We start from the raw sequence: 25,373 nt of genomic DNA, 5'->3' as shown, positions 1-25,373 counted from the left end.
CCGCGAATTTACGCCGATAAAATTACCAGCAGATGCGGCTCAGATTATTTTTTTGTAATTTTTAACCGCGCAATCCGCGGTTAAATAAATTTGCTGTTACCGGTTCTCAATCATTTCCTGCCGGCGGCGCAGAATGGTTTTGGATGTATCGCATAAATGCGGGTCGTAATACGGTGTGCTCCGGCGTGAATATTCTTTTTCAATAATTCGAAAACCGGCAAGCGGCTCAATCGTTTTTGCGGCAATCGTTCCGTTACTCATCAGATTGCCGGGCAGAGTTTCAGCGGTAAAAAATCCGGCCTCGTGCATCGCACCGCGCACCGGCAGTGAGGATGAATAGGTCAGCAGAACGCCGTCCGGTTTCAGCACGCGAAAAAGCTGCCGGAAAAATTCCACTGTCCACAGCTCCGGGCAATGCTGACTTGAAAACGGATCGTGAAAAATCACTTCGAACGAATGATCCGGCAGATTTTGAATCAGCCACCGTGCGTCGCCGAAAAGAATTTCTAATTTATGATTTCCGATTTCCGATTTGTTGAATTGCAAAAGCTCAGAAAGAATTTTCCGCCAGTCCGCCGGATCGGATTTTTCCGGAATAAAATTTTTCGCCGCCGCACGCACAATCCGTTTATCCATTTCCAGCGCGGTGATTTTCAGCTTTGGCAGGGCGTGCCCGCTGAGCGCGCCGCACGGACGGCTCATCGAGCCGCCTCTGCCCGCTGAAACCGCCGCCAATGAATTGTTTCCCAGCCCGAAACAAACATCCAGCAAATGCACATCGCCGGAATTCAACCGCTCTTTCAATTTTGACGGTTCAACAAACTTTTTCTCTGCTTCCAGTCGTGCGCCGGTTTTTGTGTGGTAATGCTCTTTCCAGTCTGTACTGAAAAATGTGATTGATCCATCGTCTGTGAGAACTGGGATATTGGAATGGTGGAATAATGGATTATCGAAATTTTCATCATTCCAACATTCCTTTGTTCCATTATTCCAATCCAAATCTCCCTGCCGGATGTCCCGCATAATCATCTGCCGGCTAACGTAATCAAGGAACTGCCCTTTTTCGACATGCCACTGCGGTGCAATTAATTCTTCCTGCGGCGTATCGGTAAAAATCCGCATGACCGGCACATGTGCCGGAATCCGGCGCAAAAACTCCAGCAGTGCTTCGGCATATTCCCAATGATTTAACAGCGGAAAAGGTGCGCTGGAAAATTCTTCAGCCAGTCTGGTGCCTTTGGTGATATGCAGATTATGAATTTTAATTCCGGCGATCGGCAGTTGCGCCAATTCTCCGGCGGTGCGATTCCAGTCATCGGAATTTTCACCCGGCAGGCCGATGATCACATGTGCTGCAACCTGAACTCCGCATGCAGCTAATTTTAGAATCGCATCCTTACTGCACTGCCAGTCATGCCCGCGGTTCATCCGTGTCAACGTGTCATCGTTTGTTGTCTGAATTCCAAGTTCAATCCAAACTTCACCGAATGATTTTAATCGTTCCAAAAATTCTAATGCATCGTTGGATAGACAATCAGGACGCGTACCGATGCTAACCGCTTCAAATTTATAATTCACTAGACATTTTAAAATCTGCTGCTGCTGCGCCGGATCGGTTAAATCTGCGGTGAACGCCTGAACATACAACATCATTTTTTGTGCGCGGTAGCGGCGTTTCGAAAATTTAATTGCCGCCTCGATCTGTTCAAGCGGAGCGGCTTGTTTTTGAATCTGCTGAGCTTTGGCGCCGGACGCTGGACAGAACGCGCAACGTCCATGCGGACACGATGATGCAATTTCCACCGGCACTCGAAACAGCGGCATCCCGTACCGTTTCTTCGACCATGTTTTATAATCCGTAAACATCACAACTGCTAATCGACACTAATTCTTCACAAATAGAAAATAAAAATCAGTGCCCATTAATGAAAATCAGTGGTTTTAATTCCCGGGATAAGTGATGCGATTTGTTCGGGATTAATTTTACCCGGCTCAAGATTCATTGCATTGGATGTTCCGCAGGCGAGCCCGAAAATGAACGCTTCGACGAGCGATGAACCTTTAGCGAGAGCAAAAGCCATCCCGGCGCTGACGGAATCGCCGCTGCCGATTGGATTCACCGCATCTATCGCCGGAATTTCAAATATGTATTCCGCATCCGGCGTAAACAGCAGTGCACAATCGCCGCCTTGCGTAATTCCCACTGCGCCGGCGCCGCGCGCCAGCAGTTCTTTGGCGGCGGTTTTAATTTTACCATCCGGCGGTTGAATGGTTTTACATAATTCTTCGGCGTTGATTTTTACAATCGCCGGGCGGCGCTCAAGCGTGGCGAGCAGCGGCGCGCCATGACTGTCGATGAGCACTTTTCTTCCGGCGGTATGCGCCAGCAGTTCGGCGTAAACAGTTTCCGGTGCGTGCGGCGGCAATGTGCCGGAAATAATAATCTGCTCAAATTCATTTTCAACGGACTGAAATGCTTTGATCAGCGCCTTCCATTCCGCTGCGCTCAGAGAATCAGAATTTTCCACCAGTTCCGTCATTTCATCGGAATCATCAGAAAGCAGCGTTTGACAGATTCGTGTTGCGGCCGCGGTTGCAATCCACCGGCAGTCAACCTGTTCTTTAGCAAGTAACTGTTTAACTGTTTCGCCGGTGGCGCCGCCGATAAAGCTGAGCAGCAGCGGATCGCCGCCCAGCTGTTTTACGACACGCGCTACATTCGCCACCTTTCCGCTCGCCGTAACCGACACTTTTTTCGCGCGGTTCACCTCGCCGGTGCGAAACGAGCTGTATTCGATCGTGCGCTGCAGCGCCGGGAAAAATCCGCAACACAAAATTTTCATAAATCTAAGTTAAACATGAATGAATATACTTTTTCACGAATAATTTTCCGGCGCGGTGGAACATTGACTGCAATCAGAATTTCTTTATCGTTTCTTTTATGTTTTTCGACACACATGTTCATTTTGATGAATTCATACAGGATGGTTCACTGGAAGCAATTATGGCAAATGCGGCTCGCGCCGGCGTTTCTAAAATGCTTGCTGTCGGCGGATCGCCGGCAGCCAATGCCGGCGCACAGCAGATGGCGGAAAAATTTCCAAAACAAATCTTCGCCGCCGGCGGTTTTGACCGCTATCTCGCCGGTGCGGAAGTTGATTTCGCCGAACTGAAACTTCTTCTTTCAAAACCGCACACGGTAGCGGTTGGTGAATGCGGATTGGATTATTTTTATGCGCCTGAAAAAGCACCGGTGCAACGAACGCTTTTTGCACAATGCCTGGAGCTGGCCGCCGCAATTCAAAAGCCGGTAATCGTGCATACGCGCGACGCCGATGAAGATACGGCGGCAATGCTGGAGGATTATGTAAAATTCCGCCGCGGCGATGCCGCGCGCGCCGGCGTAGTTCACTGTTTCACGCGCGGCCGGGAAACGGCGCGCCGGCTGCTGGATCTCGGTTTTTATCTGAGTTTCAGCGGTATCGTAACGTTTGCAAATGCGGATATGCTGCGCGACGTGGTAAAATTTGTCCCGGCGGACCGGCTTCTGCTTGAAACGGATTCACCCTATCTGGCGCCGGTACCGCATCGCGGCAGGCGGTGCGAACCGGCGTTTGCGGTTGAAACTGCAAAACGCCTTGCCGAACTGCGGGGCTGTACAGTAGAATTGCTGGCGAAAATCACTGCGGACAATGCCGCCGCACTGTTTGGATTACAGGAGAATACACAATGAAAAAAATTCTGATCGGACTTACCATGATCGCCGGCGTGCTGCTGGCACAGGATGAGGGAACAGTAACAGTTACCGCTGACCGCGTAAGCCTGCGCGCTGAACCGGATGCGAATGCAGTGCTGCTGGAACGCGCACTGCAGGGCGATGAGTTTATATTGAAAGATAACGGCAATCCCGAGTGGGTTGGCGTGGTGCCGCCGGACAGTGTCGATCTGTGGGTAAGTCGTGAGTTTCTTGAAAACAGCGAAGTGCTTCCATCACGCCTGAACGTCCGCTCCGGACCGAGTTTGAATCACAGCATTGTCGGTGTACTGGAAAAGGGACAGGCTGTTGCGGTACGCGGAACAACTGCAGAGTGGATGAAAATTGCACCGGTTCAGGAAGCAACTGTCTGGATCAGCCGCCGTTACACAGATGTTAAAATTACGGCACCGGCGGAACCGGTTGAACCGGCGGAAGCTGCGGTGGAAATTGAAGAACCGGCTATTGTTGAAGAAACAGTGACGGCAGTTGCTGCGGCAGAACGGCCGGCCCAAGAAACCTGTGAGCCGCCGGCAGAAGTCTGCAAGCAGTCTGAAACCTGTCCGGTGAAAGCACCATGCGATGCAAAACCGGCGGAAGAGTGTGTTGGTGAAGAGACCTGTTCAAAAAAAGCAGGTTGTCCCGTTGCTTCCGGCGGTGTAACAGCACCGGTTGACGAACCTGTAGTGGAAGAAATTATCGCCGCGATGGAGCAAAAGGTTCCGCTTCGCCTGAAAGCGGACACGACGAAAGAACAGGGCATCGCGAGCAGCTATTCAGGAATTCTTCTGCCGGAAAGCGACTTGCTCTATAAACTTGTTCAGCCGGGGTGCGAACAGACTGTGAAACTGATCTGTTATGTGCGCGGCAACGTGAAACAGTTAAAAACCTATTCTGAACTGCCGGTCATGCTGAGCGGAAAGATTTATTGGGCAGAGGGCGTAATCCGTCCGGTGATTGTTCCGTCCAAGATTCAGATTCTGAATAAGCTGCTTGAGAGCAACGAAACCTTTGAGCAGTAAGTTTAATCCGCAGATTCACGCAGATACAAATGGAGGGTCGCCGGCCTCGGCGACCGCAGACTGTTTCAGTTTAATCCGCGGTCAAATTCTTAGAGCGTATTGAGAAAAATTATAGCCACAAAAAACACAGTTGCTTGCCTGTCCACGGCGGAGCGGCAAATGTGGCGCAGGCATTCCTGCCTGCGCAGGGCAGACAAGAATGTCTGCCCCACAACGATGCATGCGCGAACAGGCTGGATTCGAAGAGTGGCTTTCTGAAAAAAAGCAGCGAAAGCGGCAAAGGCTCGCCAAAGGCGGGCAGTGAAAACGGCAAATACACCGGATACACGGATTTTTTACAAAGAGGCAATGAAGCACTGCATTCGTGTTCATGCGTGGTTTATCAATCATTCGGCCCATAATTATTTTGCGATTTTTGCGCGTTTTTGCGGCTATACATTAATTTAAAATGCTCCAGCGTACTTCGCGATCGTTTTGTTTAAAAAGTTCTACAGGTAACCGGCTAAGATCGCGAAGTTTGTTAAACATCTGTGTTCATCTGCGAAATCTAAGGGGATTTTTCACTGCATTCCGGTTTTCTTGTCCTTGCCCTTGTAATACGGCATTTTATTTTTATGTCTTTCCGCGGAAAAATCTGCGTTTAATTAATTATGGCAGGGAAGCAACGGCAGAATGATGAAAAACGGCTCGACGGACAGATTGAGCGCGTCGTTTTCACTAATGAAGAAAACGGTTATTCTGTTTTGCGCGTAAAAGTCCGCGGACACAAAGATCTCGTCACAGTGGTCGGTACAATTTCAGCGGCGAATCCCGGCGAATGGCTGGCGGCAGACGGGGAATGGATTACTGATAAACAATACGGCCGGCAGTTTAAAGCAGAAACGATGCGTACGTCACAGCCGGATACGGTGGAAGGCATTAAAAAGTTTCTTGCGTCGGGCATGATTCGCGGTATCGGCAAAGAATATGCCGACCGACTGGTAAACGCATTCGGCCGGGATGTGTTTCATGTCATTGAACATTCGTCGGCGAAGCTGCTGAAAGTAGAAGGCATCGGGCCGGGACGGCGTGCCGCTATTCGTGCGGCGTGGGCGGAACAGAAAGGCATTCGTGAAATCATGAGCTTTCTGTTCAGCCACGGAGTCAGCACTGCGCGCGCATTCCGGATTCAAAAAACCTACGGTGAGCGCGCGATTGAAATCATCCAGCGCGACCCCTACTGCCTGGCACGCGACATTCGCGGTATCGGGTTTCTGATTGCCGACGGCATCGCGCAAAAACTTGGCATCGCCAAAGATTCTGATTTGCGCGCGCGCGCCGGAATTGAATATGTGCTGCGGGAACTCACCACACGCGGACACTGTGCATACCCGCGCGGCGACCTGCAGGCGGAGACAGTGGGGATTCTGGACATTCCGCCGGAGCGCGTCGGTGAATCAATGCAAAAACTGATTGAAGAAAAACGGTTAATCGAAAGTGAAGACCGCGAAGGACGCACACTGATTTATCTGCCGAAACTCTATTTTGCCGAATGGAATTTTTCAAAAAAACTGATTGAACTGAATTACGGCAGGCATCCATTCCCGCCGATAGATTTCGAAAAGGCACTTGCGTGGGTGCAGCAGAAAAATAAAATTGATCTGTCGGAAAATCAAATCACCGCTCTGAAACTTGCTCTGCAGGCAAAAGTCATGGTGATTACCGGCGGGCCCGGCGTCGGCAAAACCACGCTCGTCAATTCAATCATTCAAATTCTGCGTGCGAAGAAACTGCACATTGCACTATGCGCACCGACCGGACGCGCCGCAAAACGGCTGAGCGAAACCACCGGACTTGAAGCTAAAACCATTCACCGGCTGCTGCAGTTTAATCCCGGCACCGGTAGTTTTCGGTTTAACGAAGAAAATCCGCTGGAAGGTGATGTGTTTGTCATCGATGAATCGAGTATGATTGATCAAATACTGGCGCATCAACTGCTGCAGGCAATTCCGCAACGTGCCGCGGTGATTTTTGTCGGCGATGCAGATCAGCTTCCGTCCGTCGGCCCCGGCCGGGTGCTGCGTGATATGATTGCGTCGCGCACCGTGCCGGTGGTTGAGCTGACGGAAATTTTCCGGCAGGCTTCCGAAAGCCGGATTGTCACCGGTGCGCATCATATTAATAAAGGCAGACTGCCGGAATTTCCTGAGGAGGGAGATAAGTCATCCGATCTTTATTTTATTGGCGTCGAGGCTCCGAAAAAAGCGCTCGGTGTAATCAGTCACATGATTAAAGAGGTGATTCCGAAACGGTTTGGATTTAATCCACTGAACGACATTCAAATTCTTACGCCGATGCAGAAAGGCGAACTCGGTGCACGCAATTTAAATCAGCTGATGCAGGCATTGCTGAATCCCTGCGGCGATGAGGTAGAGCGTTTCGGCATCATTTTCCGCACCGGCGACCGTGTGATGCAGACGGAAAATAATTACGACAAAGATGTGTTTAACGGCGATCTCGGACGTATCGCAGCCATCGATCCCGAACAGCGTGAAATTGTGGTGGATGTCGATGGGCGGCGTGTGAAATATGAGTTCCGTGAGCTCGACGAGCTCGTGCATGCATATGCAATTACAATTCATAAATCGCAGGGCAGCGAATATCCGTGTGTGATTATTCCGGTGCATACGCAGCATTTTATTATGCTGCAGCGCAGCCTGCTGTATACTGCTGTAACGCGTGCAAAAAAATTTGCAGTGCTGGTTGGAACCAAACAGGCACTGGGACTCGCTGTCAGCCGCGCCGATTCCCGCGAGCGCGTAACGACTTTGAAAGAACGGCTGCAAAGTCAAAAATAAGTTATGAAAAAGCTGTCAGAATGGATTTATAAAATCTGCGTGCTGATGTTAATCAGCATTACCCTGGCCACAGTGTTCGGATTTTTCGGCGCACGGTCCTGGCTGCTTGATCTGTTCTCTCATTTCCGTGTACAGTATTTTCAACTCTGTTTGGCAGTCATTCTCATCACGCTGTGGCAGCGGAAATATCGCGCAGCAGTCATCGCGATTGCTGTTGCATGTTTAAACTACGCATTTGTGCTGCCATATTATTTCGGGAAACCGGCGCCGGTGAACACGCCGGTTGCGCGTGCCATGCTCATAAATCTAAACGCCTCAAACGGCAGTGCAGAAGCTGTTTTAGAAACTGTGACGGCTGCCGCTCCGGATATCCTCCTTTTGCTGGAAGTCACGCCGGATCAAAATGAAAAAAATGCCCGGCTGAATGCACAGTTTAGTTACCGGATCGGCGAGCCGCAGAGCGGATTTCTGGGAATTTTACTGCTCAGCAAATATCCGCTTTCACATGAAAAAATTATTTATTCCGGCAACGCCGGGATTCCAACAGTTGTTGCAAACATACATTTGCCGCGCGGTGAAGTTGCTGTAATCGGAACGCACCTGCCGCCGCCGCTGGGAGCAAAATTATCGGTGTTGCGCGATTGGCTGTTGGTTCAACTCGCGCATCTGGCGGCGGCACAGAAGACGCCGGTATTACTGATCGGCGATTTAAATATCACGCCGTGGTCACCGCACTTTTCAAATCTGCTGAAAACCGGCGGACTGAAAAACAGTATGCGGGGTTTCGGATTTCAACCGACCTGGCCGGCGCCGGTGCCATTTATCAAAATCCCGCTCGATCATGCGTTGCATTCGCCGGAAATAAAAATTCAAACGCGGCAAATCGGTCTGCCGGCCGGTTCCGATCATTTTCCGCTTATCGTTGATTTTTCGTTGTAAAATACAATGCCGCTCCCCTGCTCTATGAAGAGAGCGAATTCTGCGCCGGTTTTTTATACATGCGTGCGCTGTCAATGAGTACGATCATCGCGATAACGGCGAGCAGCAGACTGACGCCGCCGCTGATCCAGCGAACATCAAAACCGCCGGCATCTTTCACCATCAGATTTTTCCATGCCATTTGGAGGAGTGCGGTGAGTGTGGTGATGAACATAAAGATCATGGGCAGCAGAATATAGACAGCGCGTTTGCCGGAATGGCGCAGCCAGAGATAGACGATGAGCAGCGCAAGTGCAGCAAGCAGTTGATTGCATGCGCCGAATACCGGCCAGATCGCCTGCCACGCCGGAATCGAAGTTCCATCCGGACCGGGGAATTTCTGAAAAATCATGATGACCGGCAGAATCAGTACGGTAACGGTGGAGATAAAGCGTTTAAATACGCTGTTGCCGATACCGGTCATTTCTTCAAACAGGAAGCGAGCGAGACGCGTGCAGGAATCAAGTGTGGTTAACAAAAATGTGCTGACAGCGAGCATAGCAAACGTGCGTGTGAATGCTGCCGGAACTCCAAGCGTTTCGCCGAATATCCCGAGCCCTTTACCGAATGTGACCACCGGTGTTTCACCTGCCGGTGCGCTGCCGGCGATGATCATGACGGTAGCAACAGCGAGCAGCGCGAGGACGCTTTCGACGAGCATAGAACCGTAGCCGATGCGCAGAGCACTGCGTTCTTTGCTAAGCTGTTTGGCCGAGGTACCGGATGCGACAATGGAATGGAATCCGCTGACCGCGCCGCAGGCGATGGTAATGAAAAGCGCCGGAAAAATCCAGCCGAGGTTGGCATCGTAAAGCGTGATAAACGCCGGATAATTTAAAGCGGCATTGCCGGAAATTCCGGCGGCGACCAGTCCGGCAACACCGCCGGTTAAGCAGGCGTACAGTAGAAACGATGCGAGATAGTCGCGCGGCTGAAGCAGAACCCAGACCGGCAGCATTGCGGCGAACAGACAGTAAATGCAGAGCATGATAGACCAGAAATTTTTTACCGATCCGGCGACTGCCGGAATCAAATCCGCCGTCAGGGGGAATATACTGCCGAACCATAATCCGGCAAATACGAGCGGAACAAAAATCAAGGATCCAAGTTTTACAGAAAGCTTCAGTTTATAAATACACAGCCCGAACAATACCGCCAGTGCAACATAAATAACGGATGCCGAAGCCACCGCCCCGCCCTGCTGCATTTCGTGCACAAGCTGCTCGCCGCCGGCGGCAACCGCACCGGCAGACGGAATGAAGGTGTCCGCCGTGATATCCATAAAAACGATGATCACATAAATAAGCGTCAGCAGAATAAAGAGCAAAAGAAGATAATAGGCTGTCGGACTGAGAAAATCGCGACCGATGCGACCGATCGACCGCCCGCAATTACGGATGCTCGCAACCATCACTGAAAAATCATGTACGCCGCCGATCAGAATGGTGCCGATGACGATCCACAGTACCGCCGGAACCCAGCCGAAAGCGAGCGCCGCAATAATCGGACCGAGAATCGGTCCGGCGCCGGCGATGGTACTGAAATGATGACCGAACAGCACTGGGTCAGGCGATGCAACATAATCGACACCATCGCGCATTGTATTCGCCGGCGTCGGACGGCCGTCATCCAGATCCATTTCTTTCGATAGAAACCGGCCGTAAAAACGGTACGCCAGCGCAAACAGAATGCAGCCTGAAAAAAATACAGCGAACAGCATAAACATCCCTCCGACAAACCGGTGCTGACAATAACGGCATTTCCGGCGATGAGGCAAGAGCGGAAGAGATATTACAGATTTTAGATTGATTAGCACGGTGCGACCAAAAAATCAGCGTTGTATTGCCATGAATAAAGAGATATCTTTTCCGCATGAAAAGTCAGAACTATATTTATTGGCAGGAAAATGCCGTATGGCTTGGATATCTTGAAGAATTTCCGTCTTATATGACTCAAGGAAAAACTCTTAATGAGTTGAAAGAAAATCTGCGTGACATTTATCACGATTTGGATTCCGGATCCATCCCATCGCCGCGTCGCGTCGGCAAACTTCAGATTGCATGAAACGACGCGAACTCATCAAAAAGCTAGAGAAAGCCGGATGCAATTTATTGCGGCACGGCGGGAAGCATGACTGGTATTGCAATTCTAAAACCGGAATCTGTCAACCAGTGCCACGCCACCGTGAAATCAACGAACATCTCGCGCGGCACATTATCCGCGAATTAACCTCCCGGTAACTGCAATCTGTATTTGTTTTAATTTTCATTTGCACCGCTTCCCACTTGCGAGCCGCGCCGGAAACTGGAAATATCCGGCAACATGCTTAGCCGTTTGAACATCCGTAATCTTGCGCTGGTTGACAGCGTTGCAGTCGATTTTGAAAACGGACTGAATGTCATTACCGGCGAAACCGGCGCCGGAAAATCACTGCTGATCGGTGCACTGCGCCTGCTGATCGGTGAACGCGCCGACAAAAGTATGATCCGCACCGGTGAAACCGCGTGCAGTATTGAAGCGGTGTTTGAACTCGCCGATCCGGCGGATGTGAACTTTACGCTTGCCGGGTACGGACTGCCGCCATGCGATGCCGGCATCTTGATTATCCGGCGCACAATCACCGATAACGGATCAAAAAATCTCGTCAACGACTCGCCGGTAACGCTGCCGGTTCTCAAGGCTCTCGGCGACTCTCTCGTGGACATGCACGGTCCGTACGATCATCAGTCGCTGCTGCGCACCGACGCCCAAATGGATATCCTCGACGCCTTCGGCAAACTCGAAAACGAGTGTGCCGCCTATCGCGAAAAATATGCAGCGTTTCAATTGCTCAACCGGCGGCTCGCGGGACTGTCTACCGCCGATAACGCCGGAATTCAGGAACAGATCGATCTGCTCGCCTGGAAAATCAAAGAGGTCGAAGATGCAAAAATTTCTGAAGACGACGAACAGAGCGTTGCGCAGGAACACGAACAAAGCGCCAATGCGCAGAATATTCTGGAACTCGCGCAGACCGCCGTTGCCGGCTTAACCGAAGCGGAATATTCCGCATTTGAGGGACTCTCCGCCGCGCGCAAAGCCTGCGTACAGCTCGCCAAATATCTGCCCGACGCCGCAACGTGGGCGGAAGAACTCGAAAGCGCCGTGCGCACCGTGCAGGAAATTTCCGGCGTCATTCAAAGTGCAGTGGAAGATATTGAAGCCGGACCGGAGCGCCTGCAATTTTTGAATGAACGCCTCGCTCTCTATCGCAGTTTAAAACGCAAATATGCACCGGATGTTGCCGGAATTCTCGAACAGCTCGCCGGCTGGAAAGAAAAGCTGACGGATTGGACCAGCCGGGACGAACAGCGCGCGGCGATTGAAAACGAGTGCGCCGGCGCACTCAACGAAACCAAATGCGCCGGAATGGCCCTGCGTAAAAAACGCACTGCTGTCGCCGCTCAACTTGCCGCTGCAATCACCGGCGAGCTGCGCGATCTCGGCTTTGAACACGGACAGTTTGAAGTTCAGCTTGCTGATGCCGAACCGGCGGCATCCGGCATGGATACAATTGAATTCGGCTTCGCACCGAACGCCGGCGAAGCGATGCGCCCGCTGCGCGCGATTGCATCCAGCGGCGAAATTTCACGCGTCATGCTCGCGGTGAAAGCGGTGCTGGCAAAACACGACAGGATTCCGCTGCTCGTTTTTGATGAAATCGATGCCAACGTCGGCGGAGAAATTGCCAATGCCGTTGGAGATAAACTGGCGCAAGTCGGGACAACGCATCAACTCATCGCCATCACTCATTTGCCGCAGGTTGCGGTTTGCGGCAAAGTCCACTTTGCCGTTTCAAAACAGGTTTGCGCCGGACGCACCTTTACAAAAATATCCCGGCTTACCGGTGATGCCCGCACTGAAGAGGTGGCCCGTATGCTCGGCGGCAAAGATTCAACCAACGTTACACTTCGTCATGCGGCAGAACTGTTGGAAAATAAAAACCAAGATAAAATTCATGAATGAAATAATTCCTTCACCGACAGCAGAATTAGTTGAAGCGTCTGAAGTCCCTTCTTGCAGATTTGATGCACTTTTAGATTTAGTAGAAACGAAATAAAGGCTATCAGTTATGAAATACTTATACTCGATCATCTTGACCGTATCTATTCCTTTTATTTGCCTTGCGTTTGATAGTGATGAGATATCTTTGTTTGACTCGAAAGGAACCGCAACAGCATATATCGCAGAAGAATTGACAATCTATTTTTGGTCAGGAAAACCTGTTGCATACCTCTGTAAAGATTCTGCCGGAGGATTCCATGTTTATGGATTTAACGGGAAACATCTTGGTTGGTTTGTAAAAGGAATCATCCGCGATCATCAAGGGAAAGCGGTTGGAGCAACAAAAGATGCCATCGCATACACTTAATTTGAACCATTTAAAAGCTTCAAGCAATTCAAACCATTTAAAAGCTTTAAAGAATTCGCGCCTTTTCGTCCGTTTTTCAGTAATGAATGGTCTGATATTTCTCTTAAATTATTTTTTCTCCAGGGCTGTATTGATTGAAAAACTGAGTAAACAATGGAAATTTGGTCGATATTGTCTTTTCCGCTGTATTCTGGCGTTAAAAATTATTTTCAGATGAATTACGAATGGAAAGGGACTGCCAGCCTCTCTACCCATTTCATTCGCGTTTTTGTATTCAAATCGCGGAACTATGAGGCAGTCAAAATCTTGCACAGCGCCTGAAGCGCGAGAATATAGCTGTAGCCTTTAAAACCCATGATCTGCCCGATGCAGGCGGACGCAGTAAGACTTTTGTGCCGGATTTCTTCGCGCGCGTGGGTGTTACTCAGATGCACTTCTATCGCCGGAACAGCATCGGCAACGGCTTTGAGAGCATCGGCAATCCCCAGACTGGTGTGAGTAAAAGCCGCTGGATTGATGACTATGCCGTCAAATTTTCCACGCGCATCGCCAATCCAAGTGATCAAATCGCTCTCTGCGTTACTCTGCCGGAATTCGAGAGTGATACCGCCGCTTTTTTCTGCAAATGCAACCATCTCATCATGAATAGATTGAAGTGTTTCTGCACCGTAAATTTCCGGTTCGCGCGTGCCGAGCAGATTGAGATTTGGACCATCCAGTACAAGTATTTTAAACGTTTTCATACACGGGTTATATCATACGAAAAAATTATAGTGCGAATAATTTTTTCCATCGCATCCGGTTGCATCATCAATTTGAAGAATTTTCCTCATGATAAATATACGATCAAGCAGAGATGAACACCGGGGAAATGCGTTTAAGTCAATTCAAGCCGCCATTAACAAAACGGATGCTAGATACACCATTTGGTTGCAGATGGCGAATACGACACTATTGCTACAGCGAATCAAGTCATTATAATTTACAATACAAACAGCGCGGCAACGACATTTCTAACGGAACAACAGGCGGCGTCAACGTAGTACATTAAGCACTATAGGTGCTCTCAAACAAATACATGGTGCTATCGGTTTTACACTGCGGATGTGCCTTTTGGCAACGTTAATAGCGGCGATGCTTTACATAGCGCAATTATAAATCCGCCCGCCGGCAATATTCCGGTCGAGTTACTCAACATCATCAACCACCGGTATTTTTTGAGCGAGCGGTCGACCGGATCAGAAACCCGTTTTGCATAAATGTTGATCTCTGTTTTTTATACAAACACCATAGACAGGCATGCTTATTGCCGCACTCTGGCAAGAATGTCTTCCATGTATACCGGTATGCCGGTACGGACAGATTCTTCGACTGCCGCGCCAACCGCAACGGTAAGAAATCCATCATACGCCGTTACCGGCGGTTGAATATTAGAACAAACCGCTTTGTAAAACTCAACGTATTCGTAATATGTTGACCCGCTATGTGCACCGGTTTTCGTGATCACATCCGGAGCTTCAACGTATAACGTGCCGGCGCGCGACCCGTCGTTTTGATTTCGAGTTTATTTTCCGGATGATCGGTTGTATACAGGCTGGCTTTGTCTCCATTTACAATCACCTGCTCTTTTAATCCGCCGCAGAACATAAACATGCAGAGATTCAGACAGGCACGAATTCCATTTGCATAATCAATAATTGCAAATGCATTATCTATGATATCAGACTGTTTCCCGTCATATTCAAAGCCGGTGTTTACATCCTGTGCCCCCGACGCATATACTTTGACCGGTTCAGATTCTGCCATCAGATTAAACAGGTCAAAATAATGACAGCATTTTTCAACCATTGTACCGCCGGAATATTCTGAAAACTTATTCCATTCCTCCCATTTATTCAAAAACGGGCAGCGATGCTCTGTAATATATATTCTGCGACAGATTTCGACAAAGAAGGATTTATTCCGGTAGAAACTTCTTCACATCCAGCCAGGCACTCGCTTTTACGATCTGCCCAAAGTACGAGGTAACGATGATACATCGACAACTTGACATTGCTGCCGTTTAAATCTGCAAGATATTCTTCCGCCCTTTCCCCGGTAATCTGATGCATATATATCAGGTATCGGGATAATTTCCTTCCGCCCATTCGACAACGCGTTCCCATGCTTGCGTACCGCCCAGCACGGTCTCGCAGAATACGCCGCTGACGTGCGGAATTATCTTCAGCAGCCTTGAACGGCTGAAATTGCAGGTATCGTTACAAATCCGGATTGTTACTGATAATGAAATATGCCGGTACACCGGGCTTCAATGTAATGCGCAAAGCATCACAATTTTTTCCGGCAAGCTCCGGTTTTTCTCCATCGAACCGGTAAATAAAAGGAGCGGTTTCCGGAAACCGGATGCGTTTTGTTCCGCCGATTGCGGATTGAATCATGATGAAATGATCGTTGGCCTGGACGAAGTCAGGGCGGTCAAAATCCGTTGAAAAATCGCTGTCTTCGAGATACAGATGGCAGCCGGCATTTTTAAACAGATTGCGCCATAACGCCGGCGGCAGGCCGGAAGAGCCGAGATAAACAGAGGTCCAGTTGCCCATTTTTTTCACGGCGCAGGACGGTTCGCCGGTGGAGGCATACCGGGCGAAAACGCGCGCGCTGCGATCGGTGACAGTCAGATACTGCTGCACCGGCTGTTTCCCTTGCAGTCCGTATTGTCTGCCGCCGAAGAGAACGCCGTCGTCGGTTTTCGATGCCGGCAGCATAGTTTTATTATTCATGGACAATTGTATACCGCAGAATCCGGACGGATCATTCAGATCAGTAATGCCGCAGAAAATAATGGTACGGTTATTTTTCATGAAACGCGTACGCAGGATTTCTTTTTGCGCATCAGAAAGATTCCAGGGAGTGAGGAGAATGATGCAGCGAACGGAGTCGGACAGGGTTGCGAGTTCTGACTGATTGTAATATCCGGTGGAGACATCGACGCGATTTAAAAAGAAGCGCATCTGATAGAGCCAGCGCTCGGTGATGCCGTAGGCTTTTGTTTTCAGATATGTCACTGCTTCAGGGTCTGCAAGCACAGCAACCTGCGGATTAAACGCCGGCGCAGTTTGCGCTGAATCTTTCAACCAGGAAAGGTGGGGCTTATACATATCCCATAAATCCTGATGATTAAAACGGCCTTCACTAAAAAGATTCTGCCAGATTAATAACTGATTCTGTGCGGCGGTTGTGCCGAGATTTCTTCGAAGTACGGCGAGTGTTTCGGTGAGATTCGTTGTACGGCTCCGATAGCCGGGCGCGATGATTTCTCCGCCTAGTTTCTGGGGATTGGTTGCCAGATGAGTGAACGTATCCTCTTCAATCATGACCATTTTCCCAGCGGCCGGCGCGCCGTTAAAGGGGCCGTGCATATCAATGGGCAGCCCGAATCCGCGTCCGATGGAATGGTATGAATAGGGCGCACCGATAATGTCAAGATCCGGCGATTGATAGAGCAGTTCCATGCCGAGGTGGCCGGTCTGCTGCGGCCAGACTTCATTCCAGGCGCTTTCAAAAAGATAGCCGTAAAATGTTGCCGCGAGGCTTTTGCCGGCGGTTTCTTCTTTTACAATTTTGGCTAATCGGCAGATATTCCGCGCCGGCGCTGTATTATAAAACCACGAAAAATCGCTGATGTTCTGATGTTTTTTCAGATCACGGAAATCGCCAGCATCACCGGTGTTACGCTCTTCTTCTGTTGGAATGGTAATATCATTCAAGCGATTGAGTTTTGTGTTCCAGGCTGTATTCAGCGCATCCAATGTGCCGTAACGGTTCTTGAGCCAGCGGATGAAACCCTGCCGTATGACTTCGCCGTAACCGGCAGATGTATCCGGTTCCCAGTAGATCCATTCGCCGGTTTGATAATACGTCAGCTTTAATCCGGCAAACTGTTTGGCGTACGGCGAGCGCCGGATGAGTTTGATCAGTTCTTTCAGATTAAACTCTGTAAACTCCTCCCAGCGTTCAGATGAAGCTGCGGCATAAGTTCCGATACGTCCGCCGGAATACACCATCAGCTCTTCCGGAAAACTCCGCTGCCACGCGCTGCCCGGCCCGAGCCAGACGCGCGGAATAAAATACGCATCCGGAAAATCTTTCATGAACCGCTCAATAATTCCGAGCTGTTCATTATTAGCAAGTAACGCCGGCATATACAGATTAAATGAGAATACGGTAACGCCGGCCTTCGCCGCTTTTTCCATTTCTGCAAGAATCAGATGATCGCGGTTAAACTGATTGTTGCCAAAATACATGACCGGCGGCTGAACAGCGCCGTCAATTTCCCAGTAGCACGCACCGTTTTCATTCATACGGACGGCGGCCGCTGGAATTTCCTGAAACGCCGGCGGGGTAACTTTTTCCAGCCGCATATTCCGGAAATAGATTGTGCCTGTTACGGACGATGCCTGCAGCCGGAGTTCCAGCAATTTTATGTTCTGCTGTATCGGAACTTCAACTTCCAGCCGATGTTTATTCGTACCGAGAATCCGCAGCGATCCGTTGATTGTGACGGCGCGGTTCTGTCCGTCGTATTGTGCAATGAGCAGGCAGATGTGCTTATGATTCAGATTTAAATCGTACGGCGGCGGAGCTGTATTCCCGGTGTCATCTTTTGCGTTAACTGTTTCCACGTCCGCCGAAAACCGGATCAGATCGCCGTCTTTAAATGAACTTTGAATCCGCTGGAACAACTGCGCCGGCGGGCGCGGCTGGTCCAGTGTTATTTTAATTTCAGCGCTGCTTTGCTTTACTGCCGCCACGGGCAGGCCCCGCGATTCCCACGCAGAAGCTAAAGGGATTTTCTGATCGGACAATGTTATTCCGCAAGAGAGCATATAAACCAGAATAATATTTTTTTTCATAATTATTTAACGGTTACAACTCACAGGACAATTCCGCATTTCTATTTTCCGGTGAGTGTTCTGTTCCGTCCGGAAGAATGATTCTCACCGGAATTTCCACCGGTGTTTGAACCGACAGCCGGAACCCGTCAGCGCCGGCAGTCCACGAAACATGAACCGGACCGTGCGGTGTCGGTACGAAGCCCCGGGCAGAGGAGCGGCCGGCGGTGTTCGGCTGAATCAGTATCCGCGCAAAACCGGGCGCATCCGGTTTCACGCCGAGAACGCCGCGCAGAAATTCAATCAGCGGGAATGCGCTCCATGCATGGCAGAGCGAGCGCCAATAGGTGATGTCTTCCGCCCACGTACTGAATCCGCCGTCGACCATCTCCTGCCAGCGACCGAGCAGTTCAGGGAAGCGGTTGTACTCGCCGGAATCTTCCAGCGCACGGACAAGAAAGTGAACCACTCCAAGGGCTAAAGCCCATGGCTCGTGGTCTTCTGCATAATCGCTCCGTCCTGCCAAGGCGGTCCGAAGTCTGGGTACCATTCATTCCCGGTCTTAAAAGACCGGGGTTTTCTGGTTGCGGGTTATAAAAGTATAGCCTGATATGTATCTTTGTTTTACAGCAAATCCATGAAGACACTTTTGTTAGATTTTTGTGAATTGCATTGGAACTGATTCGTCAGACCGGTGCCGCGGTGAACTTCCTGTCACCATACAGCCCTGATCTCAATCCCATCGAGAAGATGTGGAGTAAAGTGGAATAGATCCTGCGAACACTGAAGGCGCGTACGGGAGAGGCACTGCTCCAGGCAATCCAAACCGCATTGAAGAGTGTTACCGCTGCAGATACGGCAAGGTTGGGTTACCTCTTGTAACTATACTTCAATTTAAAACGCTCTGGAAAAAATATCGGCATGGATGATGTAGCATTGTTGCGGTTATTTGTTGTGCGTATCTTAACATAAAAAAACGTCGCATGAGGACACGCAGCCTGCAATGTTCCGGTAAAAAAATTCCAGGGGAATTCCGCCGGAATGTGATTTTTAATTCAGACGGCAAAACTGCCTGTTAATCGCCGTAGCCGTAATTTTCGACAATAAAATCGAGGTCTTTGTCACCGCGGCCGGAGAGATTAACGAGGATGGAGCCGTGTTTCATCTCTTTGGCTTTTTTCATAGCAAAGGCGACGGCGTGGGCGCTTTCGAGTGCCGGAATGATGCCTTCGGTGCGGCAGAGCGTAAAGAATGCGTGTATGCACTCTTTATCATCAATCGTGGCATAATTCACACGCCCGGAGTCTTTTAAATAGCAGTGCTCAGGTCCGACACCGGGATAATCGAGTCCGCTCGCAATGGAATATACCGGCGCCGGTTCGCCCTGCCCGTCCTGCAGCAGATAGCATTTAAATCCGTGAATAATGCCGGGTTTGCCATACGTGGCGCTGGCGGCGTGATCGCCGTATGCCGGACCGCGGCCCAGCGGTTCAACTCCCCATAATTCCACAGGATCGTTGATGAAGCCGGAAAAAATTCCAATCGCATTACTGCCGCCGCCGACACATGCGGCAATGAGATCCGGCAGATGGCCGGTAAGTTCGATAAACTGTTCGCGCGCCTCGGCACCGACGACAAGTTGAAAATCGCGCACCATGAGCGGAAACGGATGCGGACCGACAACGGAACCGATGCAGTAAATCGAATTTACCGGATCGGCGAGATACGCTTTAAAAGCAGAGTCCACGGCTTCCTTGAGCGTTTTGAGACCATGCGAAACCGGCACCACGGTCGCACCGAGCAGTTTCATGCGCGTAACATTCGGGTGCTCTTTGGCAATGTCAACTTCACCCATGTGAATTTCGCATTCAAGTCCGAAATAGGCCGCCGCGGTGGCAAGCGCAACTCCATGCTGTCCGGCGCCGGTTTCGGCAATCAGTTTTTTCTTGCCGATGTATTTGGCCAGCAGCGCCTCGCCCATGCAATGGTTAAGCTTGTGCGCACCGGTATGATTCAAATCCTCGCGCTTCAAATAAATCTGTGCACCGCCGCACAGCTCTGAGAGCCGTTCGGCATAATACACCGGTGTCGGGCGCCCTTGAAAATGTTTACGAATGAACCGGAGCTCTTCAATAAAACGGGCATTCTGACTGATTTTCAAATAGGCGGCGTAAATTTCTTGCATCTGCGCTGCGAGTGCCGGCGGAATAAATGCGCCGCCGTATTCTCCAAAGTTTCCGTCGGCATCAGGCATCGTGTTCAGATAATTGCTGTAATCCTTCTTCATGGTTTATCCTTATTTTCAGAACGTGCAAAGTTTACGGCAATTTGTGCCGCCGGGCAAGCGGAGTAGACTAAAAATTAACCGGCAGATAAAAGGGTCTTCAGCTTTACACGAAACCGTTCACGAACGCCGGCGGCGCCGTGATAAATCTCCATCGCTTTATAAAATTCGAGCAGACCGGTATTGCGTACATCGAGATGCAAATAAATATCCGGCGGATTGCAGTGCAACCGTGTCTGCACCAGTGCGTCCTGCATAATTTCAAAACTGCTGATGGCGGTATCCCAGAATCCGGGACGATGATTTTCATCCACATCGCGTACGCCACCGGCATCAACCGCAATGACAATATCGCATTCGTCCTGCAGCAGATCGTACGGCAGCGGGTTCACGACACCGCCATCTATGAGAATACGGCCGCCGCGCTCCTCCGGCGTAAACACACAGGGAATCGCCATGCTGGCGCGCAGTGCTGAAAAAAGATCGCCGGAACTCATCACCACCTGAGAACCGTCAGCATAATCTGTTGCCGTTAAATAAAGCGGAATTTGCAACTCCTCAAAGGTTTCGCAGGAAATTGAATCTGATATAAAATACATAATTTTATCGCCTCTAAACAGTCCACCGCGACTGAACGCCGGATCAAGTTTCGCCGCCCAGTGATACAGATCGTAGCGTTTTAAATATTTGTGTTTCCCCGGATGCGGCACGGCCCATTGTTGTATGATTTCACGAATTTCGGCACCGGTTTTGCCGGATGCATAAAATGCGCCGATCACCGCACCGATACTTGTCCCGGCAATCCGGTACGGACGGATATTCAATTCGTCCAGCACTTCAAGCACGTGAACATGCGCCAGTCCTCGCGCTCCGCCGCCGCCCAGCGCCAGCCCGATCGTTTTTGGTTTCCGTTTAAACCATTTTCTCATCACGGTAGACTATTGAATTAGCGGATGATTGGAATCATAGAGATTTAAAATCTCTAAAATGTATAAGCACAGTTTCATACAATCATTTTCGGCACTCATTGCGCTCCGGATATGAATGAACAGAAACTTTGTTAATCGTGAGTGATATTGATCTGATTTTAAAGTGGCTCCGGCGGCTGGGCTCGAACCAGCAACCAAGTGATTCTACACAGCCTCTACGCCTTTGAGGCGCGGTATGACATTCCTGTGGTCTGGGGACGCACAGAAGCGCACAGCGCGCAGCTTATCGAACGTTGGGCGCATATTGGTATGCCCGCGAGCTGTTCAAGGCTGTGAAGAGCGCGAATTTAAAAACGCGGTGAAGCGCGGGGAGTATTGCCTGGTTGAGGAAGTTAGAACCACATGGACGGCTTGTGTTACATCGGCGCTGCAGCTTTTGGATAAATCGTTTCTAGACGAACTCCCGCCGATACTCGCCGGCAAGACACCGATTGAAATTCGCGGGGAGTTAGAAAAAACCATCCTTGAATTTCGGCGGTTGGTTCATACGGGAGAGGAAAGCCTGACGCCGTGATGGATGTAGTACAGGTTATGACAGAACAGTTTCTTCGAGTGCGTCAACGCAGAACTCGTTGAGACTTTTCCCGCTCTCCATCGCCCGCACAGCAATAGCCTTATGCAATCCTGTGCCGGTTCGCAGCAGAAATTTTCCGGAATAGTTTTTAACCGTCGCCGGCGGCAGTTTTTGGCGGTCTTGCTGGTAGATTTCAATCCACTCATCAATCATTTCACAGAGCTTGCGATATACTTCGACTTCATTTTTTCCATGAATGCCGCCGGAAAAAAGCCCGAGGCTGGTTCCTGCATAGCAACCATCTTCCGGCGACCATTCAACAAGTTTTATATACCGGTCTCTTAATTTCATTCTCTTCACCTCATTGATTATTTCACGGACGCCTTTTTCCTGATACGGCTTCGCATCTTAAGACGGTGGGCCGCTAAAACCGGCTCAAAACCCTCTACGCGCAGTATTTCTAAATCCGTTCCACACCGTGTGCCGGCAAATCCGGCACCGGATGAATGTTGAAAATTCCGGTGAGAGCCTTTCCCGCCGCGACCAATAAATCTCGCTTTTGAGCACCGAATATCAGTAGTTTTTAAAACTGGAGTTAAAAGGGCAATGCTTCACGAAACCTCTGTCATTACTGAACGAAATTGCCTTTAAACTGGAGCCGGCGGAGGGATTCGAACCCCCGACCAGCTGATTACAAATCAGCTGCTCTACCACTGAGCTACGCCGGCAAAAATGAGCTGCGGATTCTGTGATAAATGAATTGAAAGTCAACTGCTAAATCTGGACAGAGAAAATTCGTGAAGCTGTTTTCATTCGCTTTCAATGCGCTCAATCCCGGGATTACGTTTTCCGCGCAACTCAAAAATGAGCTACTCATGATCCCTGTCCTGAAGGCAGGGGGTTATGTGGACGCCTATGCTTCAGCTCTTTCAACCTTCAAGGCTATGTGAAGGATACCGTGGTCTCCATTTACGCAGAGTCGGACGCGCGCAATGCCGCAACGACAACAAATAAATCCGGTATCCTCTGATTCTTCGTAACGATTTATCCATTGAAAACGCTACCGGACTTCTTTCCCCAGTAAAAATAGAGTACTGATAAATTGAAATAATCTCTATGAATCGTATACATAATAACCGGCGGCATAAGATACGATTGGCTTGTCCGCCGGCGGATTTTCGGGCTAAATGTACGATCTTGTTGAAAGGATTAGGGGATGAAGGTTTTGGTGATTGGTAACGGCGGCCGTGAGCATGCGCTGTGCTGGAAATTAAAAAATGATTCGCGTGCGCCCGAAATTTTCTGTGCACCCGGCAACGCCGGCACAGCAGAACTTGGCACCAATCTGCCGCTTTCCGCTACAGATATCGACGGTATTGTCGCATGGGCGGAAGCGCATCAACCGGATTTAACCATCGTCGGGCCCGAAGCCCCGCTCTGTGCCGGTATAACGGATGCACTGGAAGCAAGCGGGTTCCGTGTATTCGGTCCGTGCAAAGCCGCCGCCGCATTGGAAGGCAGCAAACAATTTGCGAAAGAAATCATGCAGACCGCCGGCGTTCCAACGGCGGCGAGCGCGGTGTTTACGAATGCCGACGAAGCGTATGCGTATGTCCGTGAACGCGGCGCTCCGGTTGTGATTAAGGCCGACGGACTTGCCGCCGGCAAAGGCGTCACTGTCGCCGAAACCGCTGAACAGGCGGAAACAGCCATTCGTGATGCGCTCGGCGGAGCGTTCGGCGATGCCGGGAATCAAATAGTCATTGAAGATTTTCTGCCCGGTGAAGAAGCCTCGATTCTCGCGCTGATCGACGGCGAGCATGTCGTTATGCTTGCGTCGTCACAGGATCACAAACGTGCGTTTGACGGTGATTGCGGACCGAATACCGGCGGCATGGGCGCCTATTCACCGGCGCCGGTTGCCACCGCAGCGGTGCTTGAAAAAGTCCGCACCGAAGTGTACGGCCGTACGCTCGCCGAACTGAAAAAGCGCGGCATCACTTATAAAGGCGTGCTGTATGCCGGACTGATGATTGATAACGGCCAGCCGAGCGTCATTGAATTTAACTGCCGCTTCGGCGATCCGGAAACGCAAGCCGTACTCGCGCGCTGGGACGGCGATATTATTCCGGCACTCGAGGCGTGCATCGACGGCACACTTTCCGAAGATTTGGTAAAATGGAAGCCGGAGCATTCTGTATGCGTCGTCATGGCGGCAGACGGCTATCCCGGCGACTATCCGAAAGGCGATGAAATTGCCGGCATCGCTAGCGCCGGCGAAACCGCTGTGGTTTTTCATGCCGGAACGGCGTTGCAAGACGACAAGGTTGTCACCGCCGGCGGACGCGTGCTTGGCATCACCGCGCTCGGCAAAACGTTGCGCGAGGCGGTCGACAATACCTACGACGCTGTCAAAAAAATTTCATGGAAAAATGCGTTTTACCGTAATGATATCGCTCACCGTGAATTGGAAAGGAGTTAATCATGGCTGACAAACAGGTTGCTATTGTAATGGGGAGTTCGAGTGACTGGGATGTGGTCGAGCTTTGTTTTCAGACGTTGAAAAAATTCAGCGTAGATGCAGACGTGAAGGTGATGTCGGCACACCGTACGCCGCACGAAGCGTGCGAGTTTGCAAAGAATGCAAAAGCGAACGGGTTTAAGGTGATTATCGGCGCCGCCGGCGGTGCGGCGCATCTCGCCGGTGTTCTCGCCGGACACACAACGCTGCCGGTGATCGGCATTCCGATGCCGGCATGGTCACTGGATGGCATGGATTCGCTGCTGTCCACGGTGCAGATGCCGCGCGGCGTTCCGGTCGCAACGATGGCTATCGGCAAAGCCGGTGCGGTGAATGCCGCCATTCTGGCAGTGCAGATGCTGGCGCTTACCAATGAATCACTCGCCGGTAAGCTGACACAGTTTAAAAAAGATATACGTGATGAAGTACTCGCATCCGATGCCGAACTGCAAAAGAAATTGAATAATTTAAGAATCGCCCGCGAATAACATGAATAATTTTTCCCAGATTCGTGATTCGTGTTATTCGTGAGAAATATTTAATGAATCGAGTTGTTAAAATTGATTCGAAAAATCCGGCGCCGGACATTATCCGGCGCACATGCGAACTGCTGAGCGCCGGACATCTGATTGTGATCCCGACGGAGACGGTTTACGGGATTGCCTGTGCGCCGGAATTTATCGAAAAACTTTACACTGCCAAAGAACGCGAACGCGGCAAACCGGTTGCACGTCTCGCCGCCGGAATTGAACAGGTAAAAAATTCGGGTGCAGTTTTTACTGAAGCCGCCGAAAAACTCGCCGGAAAATATTGGCCGGGGCCGCTAACCATTATTTTAGAAACACCGGAAGGAAATACCGGTTTTCGCGTTCCGGCGCACGCGGTGCCGCTGGCAATCGCGCGCGAGTTCGGTCGTCCGGTTGCATTGACGAGTGCGAATAAAAGCGGCGGCGCAGATGCAGTTACGGTGCAGGAAGCGTTCGAAACATTAAGCGAGCACGTTGCACTGTTTCTCGACGCTGGAACGACGACGGGAAAAATTCCAAGCACGGTTGTCCGGTGCACCGGAAACGGTGTAGAAATTCTGCGTGCCGGTGCAATATCTGAGGAACAATTGATGCGTGTATGCTTCAACGAAAAGTATGATTTATATACAAGGGAGAGATAGCTA

At 50.4% G+C, this 25,373-nt stretch carries 22 protein-coding genes and 1 tRNA gene; 11 read left to right on the top strand and 12 right to left on the bottom strand.

Annotated elements, in window-relative coordinates; genetic code table 11:
- Positions 1-96: 96 nt before the first annotated feature.
- On the bottom strand, positions 97-1,866 hold the full coding sequence (locus WC959_08115; GenBank protein ID MFA5689098.1) for a TIGR01212 family radical SAM protein: 1,770 nt from the start codon (positions 1,864-1,866) through the stop codon (positions 97-99).
- 56 nt (positions 1,867-1,922) lie between these two features.
- On the bottom strand, positions 1,923-2,843 hold the full coding sequence (locus tag WC959_08110) for a PfkB family carbohydrate kinase (protein ID MFA5689097.1): 921 nt from the start codon (positions 2,841-2,843) through the stop codon (positions 1,923-1,925).
- A gap of 98 nt (positions 2,844-2,941) precedes the next feature.
- Between WC959_08110 and WC959_08105 the strand changes: the two genes are divergently transcribed.
- The 4 genes from WC959_08105 (at position 2,942) to WC959_08090 (ending at position 8,552) form a co-directional block, all read left to right on the top strand.
- Complete coding sequence (locus WC959_08105; protein MFA5689096.1) at positions 2,942-3,733, top strand: TatD family hydrolase; 792 nt, start codon at positions 2,942-2,944, stop codon at positions 3,731-3,733.
- Positions 3,730-4,776 carry an SH3 domain-containing protein gene (locus WC959_08100; protein MFA5689095.1) on the top strand — a complete coding sequence of 349 codons (1,047 nt, stop codon included), beginning with the start codon at positions 3,730-3,732 and terminating at the stop codon, positions 4,774-4,776. The genes WC959_08105 and WC959_08100 overlap by 4 nt, the downstream gene beginning before the upstream one ends.
- A gap of 650 nt (positions 4,777-5,426) precedes the next feature.
- Positions 5,427-7,613 (top strand): ATP-dependent RecD-like DNA helicase, encoded by a 2,187-nt coding sequence (locus WC959_08095; protein ID MFA5689094.1) that lies wholly within the window; start codon positions 5,427-5,429, stop codon positions 7,611-7,613.
- 3 nt (positions 7,614-7,616) lie between these two features.
- Complete coding sequence (locus WC959_08090) at positions 7,617-8,552, top strand: endonuclease/exonuclease/phosphatase family protein (protein ID MFA5689093.1); 936 nt, start codon at positions 7,617-7,619, stop codon at positions 8,550-8,552.
- Between the two features lie 22 nt (positions 8,553-8,574).
- On the opposite strand, the gene WC959_08085 is transcribed toward WC959_08090, so the two are convergent.
- Positions 8,575-10,311, bottom strand: a complete 1,737-nt coding sequence (locus WC959_08085; GenBank protein MFA5689092.1) for a carbon starvation CstA family protein — start codon at positions 10,309-10,311, stop codon at positions 8,575-8,577.
- 152 nt (positions 10,312-10,463) lie between these two features.
- On the opposite strand from WC959_08085, the gene WC959_08080 reads away from it, so the two are divergent.
- The 3 genes from WC959_08080 (at position 10,464) to WC959_08070 (ending at position 13,002) form a co-directional block, all read left to right on the top strand.
- On the top strand, positions 10,464-10,655 hold the full coding sequence (locus WC959_08080) for a type II toxin-antitoxin system HicB family antitoxin (protein ID MFA5689091.1): 192 nt from the start codon (positions 10,464-10,466) through the stop codon (positions 10,653-10,655).
- 258 nt (positions 10,656-10,913) lie between these two features.
- Entirely contained in the window at positions 10,914-12,596 is a 1,683-nt protein-coding gene (gene recN / locus WC959_08075; GenBank protein MFA5689090.1) for a DNA repair protein RecN, read from the top strand.
- Between the two features lie 106 nt (positions 12,597-12,702).
- A complete protein-coding gene (locus WC959_08070) occupies positions 12,703-13,002 on the top strand; it encodes a 4-fold beta flower protein (GenBank protein MFA5689089.1) in 300 nt (99 codons plus the stop codon).
- A gap of 287 nt (positions 13,003-13,289) precedes the next feature.
- On the opposite strand, the gene aroQ is transcribed toward WC959_08070, so the two are convergent.
- From aroQ to WC959_08035, 7 genes are all read right to left on the bottom strand, one after another.
- A complete protein-coding gene (gene aroQ / locus WC959_08065; protein MFA5689088.1) occupies positions 13,290-13,745 on the bottom strand; it encodes a type II 3-dehydroquinate dehydratase in 456 nt (151 codons plus the stop codon).
- 560 nt (positions 13,746-14,305) lie between these two features.
- Positions 14,306-14,509 carry a hypothetical protein gene (locus tag WC959_08060; GenBank protein ID MFA5689087.1) on the bottom strand — a complete coding sequence of 68 codons (204 nt, stop codon included), beginning with the start codon at positions 14,507-14,509 and terminating at the stop codon, positions 14,306-14,308.
- A complete protein-coding gene (locus WC959_08055) occupies positions 14,506-14,925 on the bottom strand; it encodes a Gfo/Idh/MocA family oxidoreductase (protein MFA5689086.1) in 420 nt (139 codons plus the stop codon). The genes WC959_08060 and WC959_08055 overlap by 4 nt, the downstream gene beginning before the upstream one ends.
- A 335-nt stretch (positions 14,926-15,260) precedes the next feature.
- Positions 15,261-17,915 (bottom strand): beta-galactosidase, encoded by a 2,655-nt coding sequence (locus WC959_08050; GenBank protein MFA5689085.1) that lies wholly within the window; start codon positions 17,913-17,915, stop codon positions 15,261-15,263.
- 13 nt (positions 17,916-17,928) lie between these two features.
- Positions 17,929-18,444: an alpha-L-rhamnosidase C-terminal domain-containing protein gene (locus WC959_08045; protein ID MFA5689084.1), complete on the bottom strand. Its 516-nt coding sequence runs from the start codon at positions 18,442-18,444 to the stop codon at positions 17,929-17,931.
- 525 nt (positions 18,445-18,969) lie between these two features.
- The gene (gene trpB, locus WC959_08040; GenBank protein ID MFA5689083.1) at positions 18,970-20,181 is read right to left on the bottom strand and encodes a tryptophan synthase subunit beta; all 1,212 of its coding nucleotides are present in this window, start codon (positions 20,179-20,181) and stop codon (positions 18,970-18,972) included.
- Positions 20,182-20,255: 74 nt separating this feature from the next.
- Positions 20,256-21,107, bottom strand: coding sequence for a patatin-like phospholipase family protein (locus WC959_08035; GenBank protein ID MFA5689082.1), 852 nt, complete (start codon positions 21,105-21,107; stop codon positions 20,256-20,258).
- A 235-nt stretch (positions 21,108-21,342) separates the two neighbouring features.
- Between WC959_08035 and WC959_08030 the strand changes: the two genes are divergently transcribed.
- A complete protein-coding gene (locus tag WC959_08030; GenBank protein MFA5689081.1) occupies positions 21,343-21,681 on the top strand; it encodes a hypothetical protein in 339 nt (112 codons plus the stop codon).
- Positions 21,682-21,696: 15 nt separating this feature from the next.
- Here WC959_08030 and WC959_08025 read toward each other — a convergent pair whose 3' ends face one another.
- Together WC959_08025 and WC959_08020 are read right to left on the bottom strand one after the other, a co-directional pair.
- Positions 21,697-22,032, bottom strand: a complete 336-nt coding sequence (locus WC959_08025; protein MFA5689080.1) for a toxin-antitoxin system HicB family antitoxin — start codon at positions 22,030-22,032, stop codon at positions 21,697-21,699.
- A 302-nt stretch (positions 22,033-22,334) separates the two neighbouring features.
- Positions 22,335-22,409: transfer RNA gene (locus WC959_08020), tRNA-Thr, on the bottom strand.
- Positions 22,410-22,897: 488 nt separating this feature from the next.
- On the opposite strand from WC959_08020, the gene purD reads away from it, so the two are divergent.
- Genes purD through WC959_08005 form a run of 3 tightly spaced genes read left to right on the top strand, consistent with a single transcriptional unit; the run spans position 22,898 to position 25,370 of the window.
- On the top strand, positions 22,898-24,163 hold the full coding sequence (gene purD, locus WC959_08015; protein MFA5689079.1) for a phosphoribosylamine--glycine ligase: 1,266 nt from the start codon (positions 22,898-22,900) through the stop codon (positions 24,161-24,163).
- Between the two features lie 2 nt (positions 24,164-24,165).
- Positions 24,166-24,690, top strand: coding sequence for a 5-(carboxyamino)imidazole ribonucleotide mutase (purE, locus tag WC959_08010; GenBank protein ID MFA5689078.1), 525 nt, complete (start codon positions 24,166-24,168; stop codon positions 24,688-24,690).
- A gap of 53 nt (positions 24,691-24,743) precedes the next feature.
- Complete coding sequence (locus WC959_08005; protein MFA5689077.1) at positions 24,744-25,370, top strand: L-threonylcarbamoyladenylate synthase; 627 nt, start codon at positions 24,744-24,746, stop codon at positions 25,368-25,370.
- Positions 25,371-25,373 lie beyond the last annotated feature (3 nt).

This window comes from Kiritimatiellales bacterium, from assembly GCA_041656295.1.
GTDB lineage: Bacteria > Verrucomicrobiota > Kiritimatiellia > Kiritimatiellales > Tichowtungiaceae > Tichowtungia.
Note: the sequence above shows the minus strand (reverse complement) of the source record. Positions and strands in the feature narration are given on the sequence as shown.

Coding starts and splice junctions, on each gene's coding strand:
- WC959_08085 (MFA5689092.1), bottom strand. CDS start 10,311: ATGCTGTTCGCTGTATTTTTTTCAGGCTGCATTCTGTTTGCGCTGGCG.
- WC959_08025 (MFA5689080.1), bottom strand. CDS start 22,032: ATGAAATTAAGAGACCGGTATATAAAACTTGTTGAATGGTCGCCGGAA.
- purD (MFA5689079.1), top strand. CDS start 22,898: ATGAAGGTTTTGGTGATTGGTAACGGCGGCCGTGAGCATGCGCTGTGC.
- WC959_08115 (MFA5689098.1), bottom strand. CDS start 1,866: ATGTTTACGGATTATAAAACATGGTCGAAGAAACGGTACGGGATGCCG.
- WC959_08090 (MFA5689093.1), top strand. CDS start 7,617: ATGAAAAAGCTGTCAGAATGGATTTATAAAATCTGCGTGCTGATGTTA.
- WC959_08105 (MFA5689096.1), top strand. CDS start 2,942: ATGTTTTTCGACACACATGTTCATTTTGATGAATTCATACAGGATGGT.
- WC959_08110 (MFA5689097.1), bottom strand. CDS start 2,843: ATGAAAATTTTGTGTTGCGGATTTTTCCCGGCGCTGCAGCGCACGATC.
- purE (MFA5689078.1), top strand. CDS start 24,166: ATGGCTGACAAACAGGTTGCTATTGTAATGGGGAGTTCGAGTGACTGG.
- trpB (MFA5689083.1), bottom strand. CDS start 20,181: ATGAAGAAGGATTACAGCAATTATCTGAACACGATGCCTGATGCCGAC.
- WC959_08080 (MFA5689091.1), top strand. CDS start 10,464: ATGAAAAGTCAGAACTATATTTATTGGCAGGAAAATGCCGTATGGCTT.
- WC959_08005 (MFA5689077.1), top strand. CDS start 24,744: ATGAATCGAGTTGTTAAAATTGATTCGAAAAATCCGGCGCCGGACATT.
- WC959_08050 (MFA5689085.1), bottom strand. CDS start 17,915: ATGAAAAAAAATATTATTCTGGTTTATATGCTCTCTTGCGGAATAACA.
- WC959_08095 (MFA5689094.1), top strand. CDS start 5,427: ATGGCAGGGAAGCAACGGCAGAATGATGAAAAACGGCTCGACGGACAG.
- WC959_08030 (MFA5689081.1), top strand. CDS start 21,343: ATGACATTCCTGTGGTCTGGGGACGCACAGAAGCGCACAGCGCGCAGC.
- WC959_08035 (MFA5689082.1), bottom strand. CDS start 21,107: ATGAGAAAATGGTTTAAACGGAAACCAAAAACGATCGGGCTGGCGCTG.
- WC959_08070 (MFA5689089.1), top strand. CDS start 12,703: ATGAAATACTTATACTCGATCATCTTGACCGTATCTATTCCTTTTATT.
- WC959_08045 (MFA5689084.1), bottom strand. CDS start 18,444: ATGGTACCCAGACTTCGGACCGCCTTGGCAGGACGGAGCGATTATGCA.
- recN (MFA5689090.1), top strand. CDS start 10,914: ATGCTTAGCCGTTTGAACATCCGTAATCTTGCGCTGGTTGACAGCGTT.
- aroQ (MFA5689088.1), bottom strand. CDS start 13,745: ATGAAAACGTTTAAAATACTTGTACTGGATGGTCCAAATCTCAATCTG.
- WC959_08100 (MFA5689095.1), top strand. CDS start 3,730: ATGAAAAAAATTCTGATCGGACTTACCATGATCGCCGGCGTGCTGCTG.